Below are 17010 nucleotides of genomic sequence, written 5' to 3' on the forward strand. Positions count from 1 at the left end.
CGCAAGGGGCTCCGACACGTTACCTTGGCGTAACGTCAGGCATCCCACTGGCCCGTCACCGACCGTGACTTAACCGTCACCGACCCTCACTGCCCGCGCAGGTCATCGAAAAAGGCCTGCTTGCCATCCACCTGGCCCGACGCCCGTGGGGCCGCTGCGGGTTCGCCATTGGCGGCCTCAACATGCCAGTAGCAATGCTGCACCGCACGGGTCACCGCCACGTAGGCCAGGCGCTGCACTTCTTCTTTCTGCGCGGTATCGAACGGTTGGGCATCACCGGCCTTGCCCAACCCGGCCTGGCGGTACACCTGGTTCTTGTACGGCGAGCTGGTCAGGTACTGGCAGTCACCGAGCATGAACACCGCGTCGGCCTGCAAACCCTTGGCACTGTGGTAGGTCAACTGGCGCAGGCGGCGCTGCTCGGCCGGCAGTGCCGCTTCGGCATGCAGCACGCTTTGCAGGTGCTCGGCCATCAGCGCCCGGTCGCCCCCTTTGCGGTACAACATCATCACCGTCTCGCCGCGCTGGTAATGCTCGATCAGCGTTTCACCCAGGACCGCCTCATCACGGTCGAAGACCTTGACCGGCGAGCCCGGCAGCTCGGCTGCTGGGCCACTGGCCCGGGCTTTCTTGCCGGCAATCGCCGGGGTGCCCTTGACCAGGTGCTCGGCAGCGTCGATCACCTGCTGTTGGCAACGGTAGTTGTCGACCAGCATCACCCGGGTGTTGGCCGGCGACAGGAAGGCTTTGCTGAACTCCATGAAGTACTTCGGCGAGCTGCCGCGCCAACCATAGATCGACTGCCAGTCATCACCCACGCACAGCAGCGACGAGTGCTGGGCATGGCGACCGGTGTGCATGGCCGGGCCACGCCGGCGGATTTCCGCAAGGCTGGCGCGCAGCCAGCTGACAATCTGCGGCGACACGTCCTGGAACTCGTCGATCATCAGGTGCGCCAATGGCCGCAACAGCGGGTCAGGCAACAGGCACAGGTTTTCCGGGTTGTTCTCGCCGAACAGGGCGAACATGCGGTTGTAGCTCATTACCGGTGGCGACTGGTCCAGCAGGTGCGCCTCCAGGGCCTTCCAGTACAGGGCCAGGGCCTCGAAGAACAGCGCGTCGCTGTCGCCCGACGGAAAGCTCATTGCCGCCACCGCCGTGTTCACATCCAGGCCGAGGTTCTCGATGAAGTTGGCCGCCGCGACGAACGCATCCAGCAGCGGTGCCGGGGCCAGCTCGCCCTTGACCTTGTATTCAAAGCCGGGCCCGGCCACTGCATCACCGGCCAGCGAGGCCGCCAGGCGCCGGGCCATGGCGTAGTTGTCGAGCCAGATCAGCGGCCTGTCGCAGAACGCCTGCAACAAGGTGCGCTTGACCGCCCATTCACCACGCACCGCCAGCTTGGCGCCGGGGCGCTGGTACTGCGCGCTTTCGGCAGGGTCAAAGCCCAGCACCACCAACGGCCCGTTCCCCGCCAGGCGCCCATGCACATGGAAACGGCTGCCACGGATTTCGACGGTTTCGCGGCACGGTTCGATGCCCTTGATCGGCCAGGCGCCGGCGGCGAACCACAGGTCCTCGATCACGTCGCACAGTTCTTCGTCGCGCTGGGCAGCCAGCTGGGTCACCTGGGCGCGCTTCTGCACGTCGGGGTTATTCGGGTCCAGGGGTTTGAGTTGCAAGGCTTCGCTGCGCAACTGGCCAACCAGCTCGGCAAAGCGCGGGTTTTCGCCCAACAGGCTGCTGTAGCACAGGTTCAGTTGCTGGCGCTGGGCATCGTTGAGGCGCAGGTCAAATGGGTTGCTGTCGGCCTCGGCTTCACGCCCGGCAGGCATCTCGTTGCCCAGCGTTTCGAAGGCACGCACCTGGTCGAACCCCGGCAGGCTGCGCACCAGCGGCAGGATGCGCGAATGGAACGTGCGCACCAGCTCGCGGGCCTGCGGCGCTTGCAGGTTGATCTGCCACAGGGCGAACACTTGCAGCAGGCGCTTGATGAAGTCCTTGCGCGACTCGCGGGTGAAGGTAACCACGGTCATCGCGTCCAGCTCGTAGCCCAGGTAGTGGCGCAACAACAGGATGCGCAGCACCAGCGAGGTGGACTTGCCCGCCCCGGCCCCGGCCACCACGCAGGTCGATGGCGTGTCGCTGAATATCAACTTCCACTGTGCGGCGCTGGGCTGTGCTTCGGCCGGCAGGCGCGCGGCGACATCGGCCTTGAAGCGCTTTTTCAACTCGGCGGTCAGCGGCAGGCGCCAGTCGTCGAACAGGTTGTCGTCCTGCCCGGGCACGGCGGCGGTGTCCGGGCGGGTATCGCGGATCACCAGCACCTGGCGCCCGGCCTCATAGCCCTCCACCCGCCCACGTTCGAAGCCGTCACGCAAACCGTCGGCATGGCCACTGCGCTGGCCCGTGGCATGGCCAAGGAACCAGGAATCACGGTGCTGCGCCTGCAGACGGGTCAGGCCACGCCCTAACAGGCGAGCGGCCAAGCGGCGCAACCAGGGCAGTTGGGCGGGCGGGGTAAGGTCGGCGGGGGCCAGGGGTTGCTCGTGGGCCACGGTCACTCCGTTGAAAAACAAAATCAGCCGGCATGTTCGCCCCATCGACAGAAAATCGCCAGCGAATGCTTGCAGATCAGTGCATTAGGCGATGAAGCGGGTAAATGCATGCGTTAAAAACATTCAACATACTGATTGTTTTAAGCCGATATTTACGCTTATTTTCGATGTTTCTTTAGCGCATCATGGCCTCATTCCACTGATTCAAGGAGCACGACCATGCTGCAACTGCGACCGTTCGACAGCCTCGGCCACGCCAACCACGGCTGGCTCGACGCCCACCACCATTTCTCGTTTGCCGAGTACTACGACCCGGCGCGTATGCACTGGGGCAACCTGCGGGTCTGGAACGACGACCTGATCGCAGCCGGCAGCGGCTTCCCGCCGCACCCGCACCGCGACATGGAAATCATCACCTATGTGCGTGAAGGCGCGATTACCCATCAGGACAGCCTGGGCAACAAGGGCCGTACCGAAGCCGGTGACGTGCAGGTGATGAGCGCCGGTACCGGCATCGTGCACAGCGAGTACAACCAGGAAGACGTCGATACCCGTATCTTCCAGATCTGGATCGTGCCGGAGCGCACCGGTGAAGCACCGCAGTGGGGCACCCGGCCGTTTCCCAAAGGTGAGCGTGGCGAAGGCTTTGTGACCCTGGCCAGTGGCCGTGCCGATGACGAAGACAGCCTGCAGATCCGCGCCGATGCGCGGTTGGTAGCCGCCACTTTGAAGGCGGGCGAAACCGCCGAGTACCGCTTCGATGCCGCCCGCCGGGGCTACCTGGTTCCGGCCAAGGGCCTGGTCGAAGTCAACGGGCTGCGAGCCAAGGCACGTGATGGCGTGGCGATCGAGCAGGAACAAGTGCTGCGGGTAACCGCCATTGAAGACAGCGAGATCGTGCTGGTGGATGTGGCCTGATCACCGTTGGCCTTCAGAGCGCAATACCTGTACAGGCTGTGTGAAAACCCCCGTCACTTTTCGATGATCGCGCTCGTACGTGAAATCTGAAAAGAGTTGGCTGCTCAGCAGACCCAGATTTTGCGTAAGAGCGCGATTTTTAGGATGTTTTTTGAACAGCTACATCGGTCGGGAGGTTTTCACACAGCCTGTGTAGGAGCGGCCTTGTGTCGCGATCGGGCCGCACAGCGGCCCCTCGATTTCAGCCATGCTGCTGATATTGATGGGGCCGCTGTGCGGCCCGATCGCGACACAAGGCCGCTCCTACAAAAAAACCAGCCAAATGCTAAACCAGCCAAACACCGGCCCCATGTAGGAGCGGGTTTACCCGCGAAGCAGGCAACGCGGTGCCTGGCACCGGCTTTGCCGGTGTTCACGGCTAAAGCCGCGCCTACGATTGGCGTCATCGCCCTCCCTGCACTAGCGTTGTGCTACCAGCCAGCCCCAACGTTCATGCGGAGCCTTCACCCATCATGCCAGACCTGCGCCCGAACCCGACGCTGTGCCTGGAATACCGTGCCGAGCAGCCGATTCATCAGGCCTTCCTGCAACAGGCCCAGCGCTGCCCAGACGCCAGTGCAATCATTACCCCGCACGCCACGTGCAGTTACACCCAGCTGGCACAGATCAGCCAGGGTATTGCTGCCCATCTGCTGGAACATACCGGCAGCAGCACTGATCGTGTATTGATCGTCGCCGAGCGCTGCGCCGCGATGGTCTACGCCATGCTCGGCTGCCTGCGTGCCGGGCGGGCGTTCAGCGTGGCCGACGCCGCCTACCCCGCCGCGCGTATCCAGCTATTGGCCAGCACCTTGGCGCCTGCCGTAATCCTGCGCTGTGGCCAGGCAACCGTCGAAGCCGGGCAGACCCTGGTTGTGACGGTGCCGGAGGCACCCGCCGAGGCACTGCAGGCCTTCCCCCGGCAAGCTGCGACACTGCCCGCCGTCAGCCCCGAACAACCGGCCTACATCACCTTTACCTCGGGCAGTACTGGCGAACCCAAGGGCATCGTCACTCACCACGCGCCGCTGGTGCACTTCGTCGACTGGCATGTGCACCAGCACGGTTTCACCCAGGCCGACACCTTCTCGTTGCTGTCCGGCTTGGGCCACGACCCGGTGTACCGCGATGTATTCACGCCACTGTCACTGGGTGCGACCATCGCCTGCCCGGCCCAGTCGACCCTGACCGACCCTGCACGGCTGGCCGACTGGATACACCAGCATGACGTGAATGTAATCCACCTCACCCCACCGCTGGGCAAGCTGATCGAAACCGGCGCGCAGATGATTGGCCAACGGTTCGAGCAACTGCGCTACCTGTTCTGGGGCGGCGATGCGCTCAGCCAGGCGTTGTTCCAGCAAATCCGCACCATTGCGCCAAACGCCGTCAACGTAAACTTCTACGGCACCACTGAAACCCCGCAAGCCATGGCCTTCCACAGGCTCGACCCAGACGCGGACAACACCCGGGTGCCGCTGGGCAAAGGCATCGCTGAAGCCCAGTTGCTGGTGGTCAACCCGGCCAACCAGCTGGTCAGCGTGGGTGAAACTGGCGAAATCCTGATCCGCAGCCCTTACCTGTCGCGCGGCTACTGGGGCGACCCGGCGCTGACCGAGGCCAAATTCATCGCCAACCCGTTCAACGCGGACGCAACCGACCGTTGCTACCGTACAGGTGACCTGGGCACCTACCTGGCCAATGGCAGCGTCAGCTTCCTCGGCCGCGCTGACGGCCAGGTGAAGATCCGCGGCCATCGCATCGAACTGGCAGAAATCGAAAACGCCATCTGCCGCCACCCGCACATCGGGCAGTGCGTAGTCCTGGCCAACCACGACAGCGCAACGCCCCGTCTGATTGCCTACTGCGTCGTTCGCCGGGCCACCCACGCGACTGAATTGCGCCAGGCAATCGCTGGCCAGTTGCCGGACCACATGGTGCCGGCGCTGTTCGTGTTCCTCGACGCCCTACCGCTCACGCCCAACGGCAAAATCGACAAGCGCGCACTGCCTGCACCGTTTGACGACAGCGCAAGCCAACCCTTGTCACCGCTGGCTGAAAAACTGAGTACGGCCTGGGCGCGCATCCTCCAGGTACCGCGCCTGGATACCAGGTTGAGCTTTGTCGAGCTGGGCGGTGATTCGCTGTCGTTCGTACAAGCCTCACGGGTGCTGGAGGAGCTGATCGGCCACTTGCCGGAACGCTGGGAAACCCTGCCGGTGTATCAGCTGGCCGAACTGAGTGCACCGGCAAAAAGCGCATGGCGGGCCATGGAGATGCCGGTGTTCATGCGTATGCTCGCCATCATCCTGATTGTCGTCGGCCACCTGAGCGAGTTCGACCACTGGCTGATCGTCGGCGAAACCTCGGTGCTGTTTCTGGTTTCTGGCATCAGCCTGGCACGCTTCCAGCTCAAGGCCATCGAAGCACGGGGTGATGCACGCACGCTGCTGCCGTCACTGGCCGCCATCGTGGTACCGACCCTGTTGTACACCGCCCTGCTGCAACTGGTGTTCGACCGGCTGCACTGGCAGTCACTGCTGCTGGTGTCCAACTGGTTCCCGGCCAGCGAGGTCAGCCTGTTCAATTACTGGTACATCGAAGTGCTGGTGCAGCTGATCGTGATCATTGGGCTGCTGCTGTCGATCAGGCGCGTGCGCCAAGCCGTCAGCGCCGACCCGTTCCGCTGGCTGATCCTGGCTACCTGCACGCTGGTAGCGCTGGATGTGCTGCTCAACCGTTTCGTGTTTGACGCCAGCCCCCTGCTCCACCGGGTGCCGCAACACTTCCTGGCGGTGATGGTGCTGGGCATGGCCGTTCATCACGCCGATACCACCGCGCGCAAATGGGTTGCCAGTGCAGTGGCCGTACTGGTGGTTGGCGAACTGGACCTGATGGCGGTCGCCGGTATCGGCTGGGAGGCATTCACGCGCTATGTCGACATTGCCTTGCCGGCGATGCTGGCACTTATCTGGTTCCGCTCGGTACCCGTGCCTGCGCTGGTCGCACGGGCGGGTGCAGTGATCGCCTCGTCGACCTTGTATATCTACCTGACGCATTTCCAGTTCCAGTCAGTGGCAGTCCCTATTTTCCATCACCCGCTGTTCGAAGTGGCCCTCGCCCTCGCCGGTGGGGTGGCGGTGAGCTATTGCTGGAATACCGTGCTGCGTCTGTTGTTCTCCCGCTGGCGCAAGCGCAATCAGGCAGCCGATGCGGATGCTGACGCGCGGGCCAGCTCCGTGTGAGCCGATTTGCCCTGCAGGAGCAATGACGAACGCCTCGACGCGTTCGTCAGCAACCTCTCACCCTACCGGCCAGGCTGGCTGCGTTGCGCACCTGGCGTAGCCGGGCTGCGCATCAGCGGCACCTTCAGGCTCGCTGATACCGAGCAGATACTGCGGGCCCTGACCACGTCACTGCCGGTTCAGGTACATACCCGTACCCGTTACTGGGTAACGATCACCGCGGCGTAAATCTTTTTAAATAAATGGGCGACACCTGATCACTTTGGCGCGGCTTATCCGACTCATAGGTAACCCGACACTTACCTACAAGAGATATCGCATACATGACCCGCCGCTTCAACACCAGGCCTCTCACTGCGCCAGGCCTGCGCACCTGCCTGATGCTGGCTGCCCACAAAGGACGTTTACTACGGCATTGTCGAATGCCGACCTGAAGCCCGATACCCTGCTGACCTTCGGCATCAACAACCAGGCCACCACCCCGCGCGGCTCGTCCTGGACTGGTAACCCGACGTACTTCTCCGACGGCAGCCGCACCGACTTCTCGCGCTCGAATAAATGTAGGAGCCACTGTCCTGCATGAGCCATATCGCGCGTACGAGAGGTCAACTTCGAAGCACAGCAACTGACATTTTTGCCAGGTGACAAACTTTCAGATCTGCATGAAGCTAAAGGCTCAAAAGCATTCTACTTGCAATACCGGCCATTCCACATGTCTATCCCAGCGCCTAGGCTCTGGGTGAAAAGTATGGAGACGCAGGTCTGGCCAGGCGAAAACAAACCAGGAACGGCCGGGGTTGCGCCCGACTCTACGGGTTTTAAGTGAGCATTTCTAGGCTGTTTTCAAAGCAGCAATATCGAGTATCAAGGCTTTTCACCCAGCGCCTAACACCCTTTTACCAACGGTGATCACCAAGGACAGCTCAATGGGACGTTTCTCAGAAACATTCAAAACAGGCTACAACAAAGAAGTCATCGAAAAAGCCAAACTAAAAAAAGGCGACGAAGTCACAATTGAAGCCCTGTATACAAACGCCAGTGCTTTTTGGAGCGTAGAGAGCGACGGAATTACAGCCGCTCAGGACTCCCAACGAAAATACCCCAAACGTTTTGTCTTTGACGAATCCGCATTGGGCCCAGCGCACACGGAGCTTCTAAAGGGCATCGATGGCATTGGACCCGAGATCATCACGCTCTATAGCAGCAACCCTGAATTTTACAAAAGTCAGGAAGCTGTTTACGACGTATACGTATCGACAATGATTGAAGCGGGCGCTTCGATAAAAACAATTGCCGACCTCCCACTGCTCGCCCTCAGCCACACACCCGTACTGATTGAACTTAAACACCCTGTCGAACACGTGGCAGCACAGCATGAACGTATCGACGAGCGCAATTATGTGCACAACCAATTTAGCTCCCTTGCTCATCGAGCGCTGAAAAACTATAGCTTACTTGGCTATCTTGATAATAACCCTCCTTCCCTGCCAAGCACACCACACATCACCGTATCGACAGACAAAATACTCCGAGACGTCAAAACAAAATTGGCGGGGCAATATCCTCTACTGAATTACTTCACTGCACCTCACATCGACTACGACTACGACTATGACTATGACTATGACTATGACTATGACAACGACAACGACAACGACAACGACAACGACAACGACATTGAAATCTCTGTTCAGGACATCCGCACAATCTATTCACTCGCGGCCGTAGAAGGTTTCAAATCAGTAACGGATGCCCGCGCAACAAAAAAAACATTGATTGTTGTGCCTTCAGACGCGCAGGCATTTGAACCATGGCCCCCGACTGCACAGCAGGATCTTTCCGCCAGCGCATTAAATAACGACATGTTGCCCGACATGACAGGCTTCGATTACAGTGCATTAGGCACAGGTGATTGCGTTTGGGCAAGCCCCTGCCATGTGCTGGCGGACCGGGACCTGCAGTTGAACGAAAGCATTCACGTCTGGGCGATCGACCCCATCGACGGGCGCGTGCTGAAAACCGTCTCGCTCAAAGCGACCGAAGCCAACAAGGCCCGCGTGGCCTGGCCGGTTGCGTTGGTCAAGGCAATCCAGGCCGACGACACGCTGGTCGACGGTTCGGTGCTGCTCCAGGCCGGGCACCTGTCGGACGACGCCGAACTTACCGAAAACGCCGATGCCCCCACCTCGCTAACCTTCACTGGCTACAACAACGTCCAGAAAAGCCAAGTCGACCGTTTGTGGGCGTTTGATTCGCATTGCAAGCTGCTCAGCAACCTGCCGTTCAAGGCTAATCAGGTCTGTGCACTCACGCTTCCAGATGCAGCGCCGCCTTTGGAAGAGCGTGCTTGCATCCAAGTACGCCACAGGACCAGCCAGCACCTGTACGAATCCCATTTTTTCCAGCCCGACGGGAACAGCACCGGCGGGAGCTGGAGCAAACAGATGTGCGAGTTTCTCAACCAGCACAGTGCGATGCTTCGGGCCGGCAAGCGCCAGGACGATGGCATCAGCATCACCCCTGCGCAGCAGGGTAACCAGCTCTGGATACCGCAACTGTCTGACCTTTCTGTTCAACTTGAATCCGTCAATTGGCTTGAACATGCGTCATTCACCGTGAACGCGGACCTGGCCTTGGGTAGCAAGGTGATGATTGCGGTACACGATGATGTAACGGGCGCACCGCTGCCGGGATCACCGTTCACGTTCAGCCCAAGTGTTGCAACGCAGGCGCAGAAACAATGGCCCAGCGCGTTGGCCAGCCAGTTGGCTGTCAGCCCCTTGGCACCCTACATCAGACTGGAACAGGCAAGCGGCAGCGGCACGGCCCCTGCTTCGACATGGCGTTGCCTGCGTGCAGCGGTGCCACTTCGCATCTGGATGAGCGAACCCTTGGCGTCACCTGCATGGTCAAGCCGCTCCAGCGAGGACATTGATGATGTGCTTGACGCCTGTATTGGCGACAAAAGTATTCAGTTGCTTATTGAGAGCCGTGATACGCGCACTGGGTACCTCTGCCACGCTTCAACCATTACCTTGTGGGCGACGGCATTTTCGATAGATCAAGCAGAAGAGCGGGCCAAGCGAGCAAAAACGCTTGAAGATCACTTGAAACAAAACGGAGTTGTCTGGCTTGAACTCAGCATCGACGCCAATGTTTCTGGGACCTTTCTAAACAATTGGGAAGTGCGCGAGGCAGCTATTCTCCAGCTACAAACAACACTGAAAAAAAATATTTCAACCCCTGTGGATACTAGCAACCAAGACATTATCCCCTTACCCTTTCACATCGATAAACGCACTGTGAAAGGACCCATTCAGACATACGGAACCCGCCATCTCCGCATCGACATCGACACGAACAACATAAATCACATGTATTCTGCATTTCTTGAAATGACTGCACGATCACCCGAAGCCGACAGCGCGTTTGAGTTGCTGAGAGAATTACTCCAAAAAAATTACACACAGCTCAATGTACACCTATCAGAATCATCATTACACAAAAACTCCACAAACTCGATTGATATCTCTAACGCCAACAAATTCTCCAAGCTTATAATCTCAACTGACACCTACGGAATAGCAAACTTACGCCTTATCTCCGACGACATGAAATCCGCCACACATGCGGACTACGTTGATATTTCCCATGATCTTAGGCACGCACTGATTCACTTGCAGTCCAGTAATTACAAACTACTTCATGCCATCCTTAAGGAGTTCAAATATAACAGATATCTTATCAAACAGACCCTGTCAAACATAACAACCACCCAATGCCACCTCGCGACTATCGACATCCAGACCTCCTCATCACGCGAGCAACTCTGCATTGTGCTTAATGCTCAAACCATCGATAGACGCTTTTCTCTAATCTCCTGTAACCGAAATGACTACGGATTTTCACTCGACCTCAACAATCCTTTCGAACCAGACGAACATAGCGCTTCTGCAACAATCCTGATCGGCATCTTATCGCCTAATTTTCTTTGGGAAAAAATTCAAAGCTGCATCACAAAAAAAGAAGCAAACAGGGAACTACCTGCGATCGACACACTGTGTGCCGACATGGGAAATACCGACGGGTCCGAGCTTTTTGCCTCTAGCGGCTCGCAGCTTCATGGCGTCTCGCCCCAGACCGGCCTGTTCCACTTCCATCACCCAATTGCAATGCTCTCCAGCCTCTCCGGAAACACGCCTGCGATTCCACTGGCGTTCAACTATTCGCCGTTACGTGCCAACGAAAGCGCCCTCGGCGATGGCTTCGCGTTCACCGGCTTTTCAAGTTACGACAACCGAAAGCGGCGCCTAGTACTGGGCAACGGGACCGTGGCTAAGCTCAGCATTGAGGATATCAAGAAACTGATTAATGGTGAGCCGATAGTAGGCCTTGGCTATACCCTCAAAGCGGGCCAAGGGACTACTCATGAGCTGAGCGCTGAAGGTAGTAAACGAAAGGTCTATCACTTGACGGCCTTCACGATCGAATATCTGAACGGCCACGAGGAAATACTTGGCTTGCCCCAGACTCATGACAACTTAGAAAGTGGCGGGGCGTTTAAAGATAACACTAAAAGCCAGATCAATGAAGTTATCGCGAAGGTCGATAACGCACTGGAAGAGCTGAAAACGCCCTCAAAAGATAAACCGCCGATATGGACCATTATCGGTGGCTTGTTGGCTGGAAGCGTAGGTCTTTTGCCTGGCGCAAAAATGGACGAATACGAAAAAACCCGAGGCATACAACTCTCTTCCATTGTCGCTGGCTGTGTCAGCACCTTATGGGGCGCCGACTTAGTAGGTAAGGATTTGGAAAAACTCAAACAGGTCCCCGCGAATAAAACAGAACTGGACAAACTGAAAGCCGAAATGACGCTGGCACTCGCCGAAGCCGAACGCAATGCGTTGATCCTGGTCCCCCTGCAACTCAAGGCCGACAGCCGAGCGCTGCAACTGGCCTGGCAAGGCGTGAAGGGCCATGTCCGCTTGAATAGCATAAAGGATGGTGTCAACGTTCTGCTCAAGGCAGAACACTCCGCCGAGCCGATGCTAAAGGGTAGCGTAAAGAGCGTTTTCACCCTCTGGCCAGAGACTGATGAGCGCTGCTGCATCACCCTGGACATCAGGGACTGCCTGCTCAGGCGTTTGACTCGATCCAGCGCCCCCCAGACGGACAAACCCGACCAGCGCCTGCGCTTCCAGTACACCAAGACGCCAGTGCTGGATAATATATTGTGCTGCGTTGCCGAGGACGATGGTTCACGGGAAGTGGTCGCCTACGACTCGCTACCTTTCCATTCATTACCTCGCGTCGCTCTCCACACCTTCGTCCCCGGTGGCCAGCAACCCAATACCCACCACGCCTGGGCCTGGGAAGGTGGTTGGAAGCAAATCACCGCAGCCACCCGCTACGCGCACGCCCCTGTCGGCAGCGACCTGGCACAGGTCCCCTCCACCCGCTGGGAGTGGTCCCACAGCGCCGACGGTGCCACGCAACTTGCGCGCCTGATCGAGAAGGTCCCCGGCGAGCAGCAGCGCATCACGCGCCATGTCTATCAGACCGACGACACCGTGCCCAGGCCGCTGCGCCAGCCGCGGCAAACAGAGCAGCACATCACCGTCGAAGATCTCCGCGTCGCCGCCACTACCGAGGAGCAGCAGCCATGACCAGCACGGATCAGACCACCTCCAGCCCCGCGCCCACCGTTCCAGCGACTTCGCTTACGGAAACCGCGCTTACCCGTTACCGCCCAGGCGGCCTTGAGCCTATAAAGTTCATCACTGACGATGGCTTGCACACACGGCTCTGGTACTACGAAGCCGACGCCCATCCACTGGCTATCAGCAAGCTGGTTGCAGGGCTGACCTTGGCCAAGACCACCGCCGGTACCAACGCGACCCTGGGCAGCACCGGCAGGACGCTGGCCGATGCCGCCCAGCTCACCTGCACCCAGCGCCCAACGGCGGGTAAAGGCCTGCTGCCATTGTGCGCGCAATACCAGTACCTGCTACTGCCCGACGGTACCCGCCAGGCCCCGGTACTGACCCTGTTCGGCTACGCCCTGAACCAGCGTGACGAGCACGGCACCCTGCTGCCCAACACCGTGCTGACCTTCGAAGGCTTCGAAGCGTTTGCCGACAGTGACACGCTGGAATTGAAGGACGTGAAGCTGGCCAAACCGACGGGGCTGTCGGTCTCCCTGGTACAGGCCAACTACCAGCACCAGGCCGGCGCGGTCCGCAGCAGCGAACGCATCGCCACCCAGTGGTACCAGAACGACAATGTCCGCAGCACCCAGACCGTGACCGAGGTGGTGAGCACCGGCCAACAAGCCGCCACTTACCAACTGCTGCGCACCACGCCCTACGGGACCGCAACGGCCATTCTGCAACGCCAGATCGTGTCGGCGCGCACTGGCCGCCTGCTGCGAGAAACCCAGCAAGACAGTGAGGGCAAGGCCATAGCGTTCACCTGCCATCGGTACGATAGCCTGGGCCGAGGCCTGCGCAGTGACACCTATGCGTTCGATGAAAAAGCCTTTACCACTGGCGTGGTGACCTCGCTAGCATCTACCCACTCGCAATCCATCCACTACGCGCAAGACGGCAAGGGCAACTGGGTCAGGAGTTGCGACGCCCAGGGGCGTCACCAGCAGTGCTATTACGATGGTCAGCAACGCCTCGTGCGCCGTGAGCTGCAACGCGTGCCAGGGCTCGACCACGGTGCCGCCAATTACTGCACGGTGGAAACAACAGTCTGGGACAGCGATGGGCAAATGGCCAGCCAGGTGATGCTCGACTACCTGCCGGGTGGCCTGCGCATCGACAACGTCAAAGCACTGCCCGAGCGGAGCAAGGACTGGTTCTGGCAGGCCCACGGGCATGACCCGGTGGTTACCGACGCACACCAGAATGTATCGTTGGCCACCCGCTCCACCCTGGGGCTGATCTCGCAAGGCGCACTGACCACACAACAAACCACCCAGCGCAACCTGGCGGATGGGTCGGTCACTCTGACGCACGAAGCGTGGAAAGGCCTGGAAAAACCTGCCGCCGGTGCTGCCATCACGACCACCCAGACCCTCAACCAGAAAGGCCAGCGCACCCAGGTGACCGAGGACATTCCCGGCTATGCCAAGCAAGCCAGAACCTGGGATATCAGCTACGACGGCCTGGGGCGCCCAGAGAAACTGACCCAACCGGACAAATCGATCATTGCCTGGGCCTATGAAGGCTTGAACGACGCCCCCATCCGCATGAGCGTGAAAAAGTCGGCGACCGCGCCGGAACGGGTACTGGCCAGCCGCACGTTCAAAGAGGGCGCCGTGTCAACGCTGGTGAGGGGCAGCGATACCAGTCAAACGCTGCGAACCCGACCAGACGGTTACGTGAAGCCAGACGGCACCAACCTTTACCATGCGCGCAACGACGATGGCAGCCGGTCCTGGTATGCACAAAAAGGCAACAGTACCGCTAGCAGGGTACCTTTGGTGACCTTCAAGTTGAACACCGTCACACAGACCTTGCAGGCCGAACGCCCGGTGCAGGGTGATCATCAAAGCCTGGTCACCAGCGAAACCTTGCAGCCGCTGCTGCTGGGCACCTGGCGCTTCAACCGGACGGTGCACGGACAACAGCAGCGCGATGAGGCCTCAGCCACCCTGCGCGGCGCCTTGACTGGCACATGGAACAACAATGCCCTGCCCCTGCAGGCCTGGGAGAATGCCCAAGGCTACCGCAGCCGGTTGCGCCGCGGATCCCTCGAATACCATTACACGTACACGGCACTGGGCCAGTTGGCCTGCCTGACGGTGCAAGACCTGCGCAGCGGCCAACACTTGCAGGTGCTGCACGACTACGATGCCTTCGGCCGCGAAACCACGCTCCGTTATTCGCTGAACGGCCAGGAAAAGGTGCGCTACGAGCAAACTTGGTCACCGGCCAGCCAGTTGCTGAGCAAAACGCTATACCGTGACGGCAAGCGGGCAAGAACCGAGACATTCGTCTACTACACCAGCGTGACCGGCACCAGCGATGAACTGCAGCAGTGGACGGTGGACGCACTGGATGGCGAGCAGGTCAAGGATGAAGAAGGGCATGCCATCAAGAAAGAGACGTATCAATACGACGAACTGGGCAGCATGACCCAATGCGCGACCACACGTAGCAACAACGACACGCGGGTACGCAACTATGCCTACAACGATGCGCTGCATCCCACTCGGCGTACCGCGATGACCTGCATCACGACCCTTGCCGGCAAGGCCATTACCCGCACAGTCACCCTGACGTACGACGCCAACGGCAACCTGGCAACCAACGAGCAGGAACAGTCCCTGGCCTACACCGACAGCGGTCGCCTGCGGTCAGTGACTGACAAGGGTTGCACAACGCCGCTGACCTATTACGAGTACGACGAACATGACCGGCTGATCGCCCAGTGTGATGTCGTCAACAACCAGCGGCGAATCCTCAATTATGGCCCCAATGGCCTGAGTGGGGAAACCTGGTTGGATGGTGCAGGCAAGGTGCTCAAGCGCCTCACGCTGGATGACCAGGCAGGCCTTGCGGTGGCCTTGGACGGTCAATGGCTGTTCGTACTCGGCGACCCGCAGACCGGTGGGGGTGATGAATACCAGTTCAAAGACGGCGTCTGGGTTCGCCATTCGGTCACGTTCACGCCCTGGGGCGTCACCCATCTGGCCACCCTCAATGCTCAATCGGTGGGCGTCGGTTACAACCGCCAGCGGGTGGATCGGGTGACGGGTGGTTTCCATCTGGGCGACGGTTACCGCTGCTACGACGCCCAGCAAAAAGTATTCTGCCAGCCCGACGACTGGAGCCCCTTGGGTGCAGCCGGCCCGAATGACCGTGCCTACTGCCCGAAAGCCGACCCGGTCAATTTCGCGGACCCCAGTGGCCACATCATGCTCAACCGCCAGGCCCAGGCAGCCAGCCTGGCAAGGTTCGATAACATTATTGCCGCGCTGACGCCCAGCACGGAGACGGCCCCGCCCCAGGCTGCCAGCGTGGGGGATTGGCTGTTGTTCGCTGGCGTAACGATTTTTGGCGCACTGATGATCACAGCTTCAGCGGGCACCCTCAGTGCGCCGGTGATCGCAGGCCTGATGATCGCCTACACAGCGGGTGCCGCAGTCACGGCGACGGGGATGGCATTGCGGCAGTCGGACCCGGAGCTGTCGCAGATATTGGAACCTGTGGGGCACGTGATGATGGCACTGGCCAGTGCACCGGCATTCGGCTCGCAGATGGCCGGCGTGGCGAAGGCGGTGATGTATGGATCGACGCTCGCGTATGCCGGTTTGACCATCGCTCAGGTATCGGTGCAACAGACCAACCCTGAACTGGCAGAGAAACTGGGATGGGCGGCGATGGCTGCTGGCCTGATAGGCTTGGCTCATAGCGGAGCCAGATATCTGGGACGCACACTTGGGAAATTGGGTTCAAAAGCGTTGACCACCGTACGCACCCTGCGCCTGTCAATTCAGTCCAATAGCATGAGTAGAATACTGGGGCGCTCGCGTAGCTGGATGTACGCGCCGGGTGCTATAGCTCGCCCCAGCCTTAACCAAAGAATGGGAGCATCCCTAATGAAAAAACTGGGAATGCGCATGCCGCAAAGAGTCAACGGCAAGATTGGCTATCCTGCGGGGGGAAGTGGAAAACCCCTACCCGGTGGCTCCGGCCAAGTTCCCCCTGCTGCGACTCCACCCTCGAACGATTCATCTTGGTTTTCCGGTGCATTTACTACCGCCAAAAAATCACTCATGCCCGGCACTCAAAAGCCGCCGATGGAGGCGATCCCAAACCGCACTGCGCTTGCCGAACAGCTGATAAATGCCGAAAGCAACAGACCTTTCAGCCAAGCAGTCAATTTGGTGAACTCAAACTTGGCTTCCAACGGAGCTGCCGATATTTCAACAGCGAAGCTAGCGCAGTACGTACAACTCACGCAGGACGTAGATGCCGGAAAAATCAGTAACACTACAGCATTCTTCGAGTCAGCCGGTGGATGGGTAGGCGATAAGACTTCGTCGGTCCCTGACCGAGTGGTCGGCGCATTTTTAAACTTTGGAGCCGGCATATTTTCAGGTCCACAAGATGCTGGCAACCTGAAGAAAGGACTCATTTTCACAAGCCCTCCGAAATAGTGTTCATAGCTTTTCTCGCTCTGGCGCCGGCACCGGCCTTATCGCGGAAAAATCCGCGATAAGGCTCTGTACGAAA

5 protein-coding genes and 1 pseudogene are annotated in these 17010 nt (G+C 59.4%); 5 read left to right on the forward strand and 1 reads right to left on the reverse strand.

Annotated elements, in window-relative coordinates; genetic code table 11:
• Positions 1 to 86: 86 nt before the first annotated feature.
• Positions 87 to 2603 (reverse strand): UvrD-helicase domain-containing protein, encoded by a 2517-nt coding sequence (locus ACI2KG_RS20105; RefSeq protein WP_404663015.1) that lies wholly within the window; start codon positions 2601 to 2603, stop codon positions 87 to 89.
• A 174-nt stretch (positions 2604 to 2777) separates the two neighbouring features.
• Here ACI2KG_RS20105 and ACI2KG_RS20110 point away from each other — a divergent pair, with 174 nt between their 5' ends.
• From ACI2KG_RS20110 to ACI2KG_RS20130, 5 genes and pseudogenes are all read left to right on the forward strand, one after another.
• Complete coding sequence (locus ACI2KG_RS20110) at positions 2778 to 3476, forward strand: pirin family protein (RefSeq protein ID WP_404663016.1); 699 nt, start codon at positions 2778 to 2780, stop codon at positions 3474 to 3476.
• Positions 3477 to 3988: 512 nt separating this feature from the next.
• Positions 3989 to 6760, forward strand: a complete 2772-nt coding sequence (locus tag ACI2KG_RS20115) for an amino acid adenylation domain-containing protein (RefSeq protein ID WP_404663017.1) — start codon at positions 3989 to 3991, stop codon at positions 6758 to 6760.
• A gap of 33 nt (positions 6761 to 6793) precedes the next feature.
• A pseudogene (locus tag ACI2KG_RS20120) lies at positions 6794 to 6988 on the forward strand (iron dicitrate transport regulator FecR); the annotation flags it as partial.
• 698 nt (positions 6989 to 7686) lie between these two features.
• Positions 7687 to 12429 carry a hypothetical protein gene (locus tag ACI2KG_RS20125; protein ID WP_404663018.1) on the forward strand — a complete coding sequence of 1581 codons (4743 nt, stop codon included), beginning with the start codon at positions 7687 to 7689 and terminating at the stop codon, positions 12427 to 12429.
• Positions 12426 to 16934 (forward strand): RHS repeat-associated core domain-containing protein, encoded by a 4509-nt coding sequence (locus ACI2KG_RS20130; protein WP_404663019.1) that lies wholly within the window; start codon positions 12426 to 12428, stop codon positions 16932 to 16934. The genes ACI2KG_RS20125 and ACI2KG_RS20130 overlap by 4 nt, the downstream gene beginning before the upstream one ends.
• The last annotated feature ends 76 nt before the right edge of the window (positions 16935 to 17010 follow it).

Origin of the sequence: Pseudomonas sp. NPDC089407 (genome assembly GCF_044900445.1) — a bacterium.
Lineage (GTDB): Bacteria > Pseudomonadota > Gammaproteobacteria > Pseudomonadales > Pseudomonadaceae > Aquipseudomonas.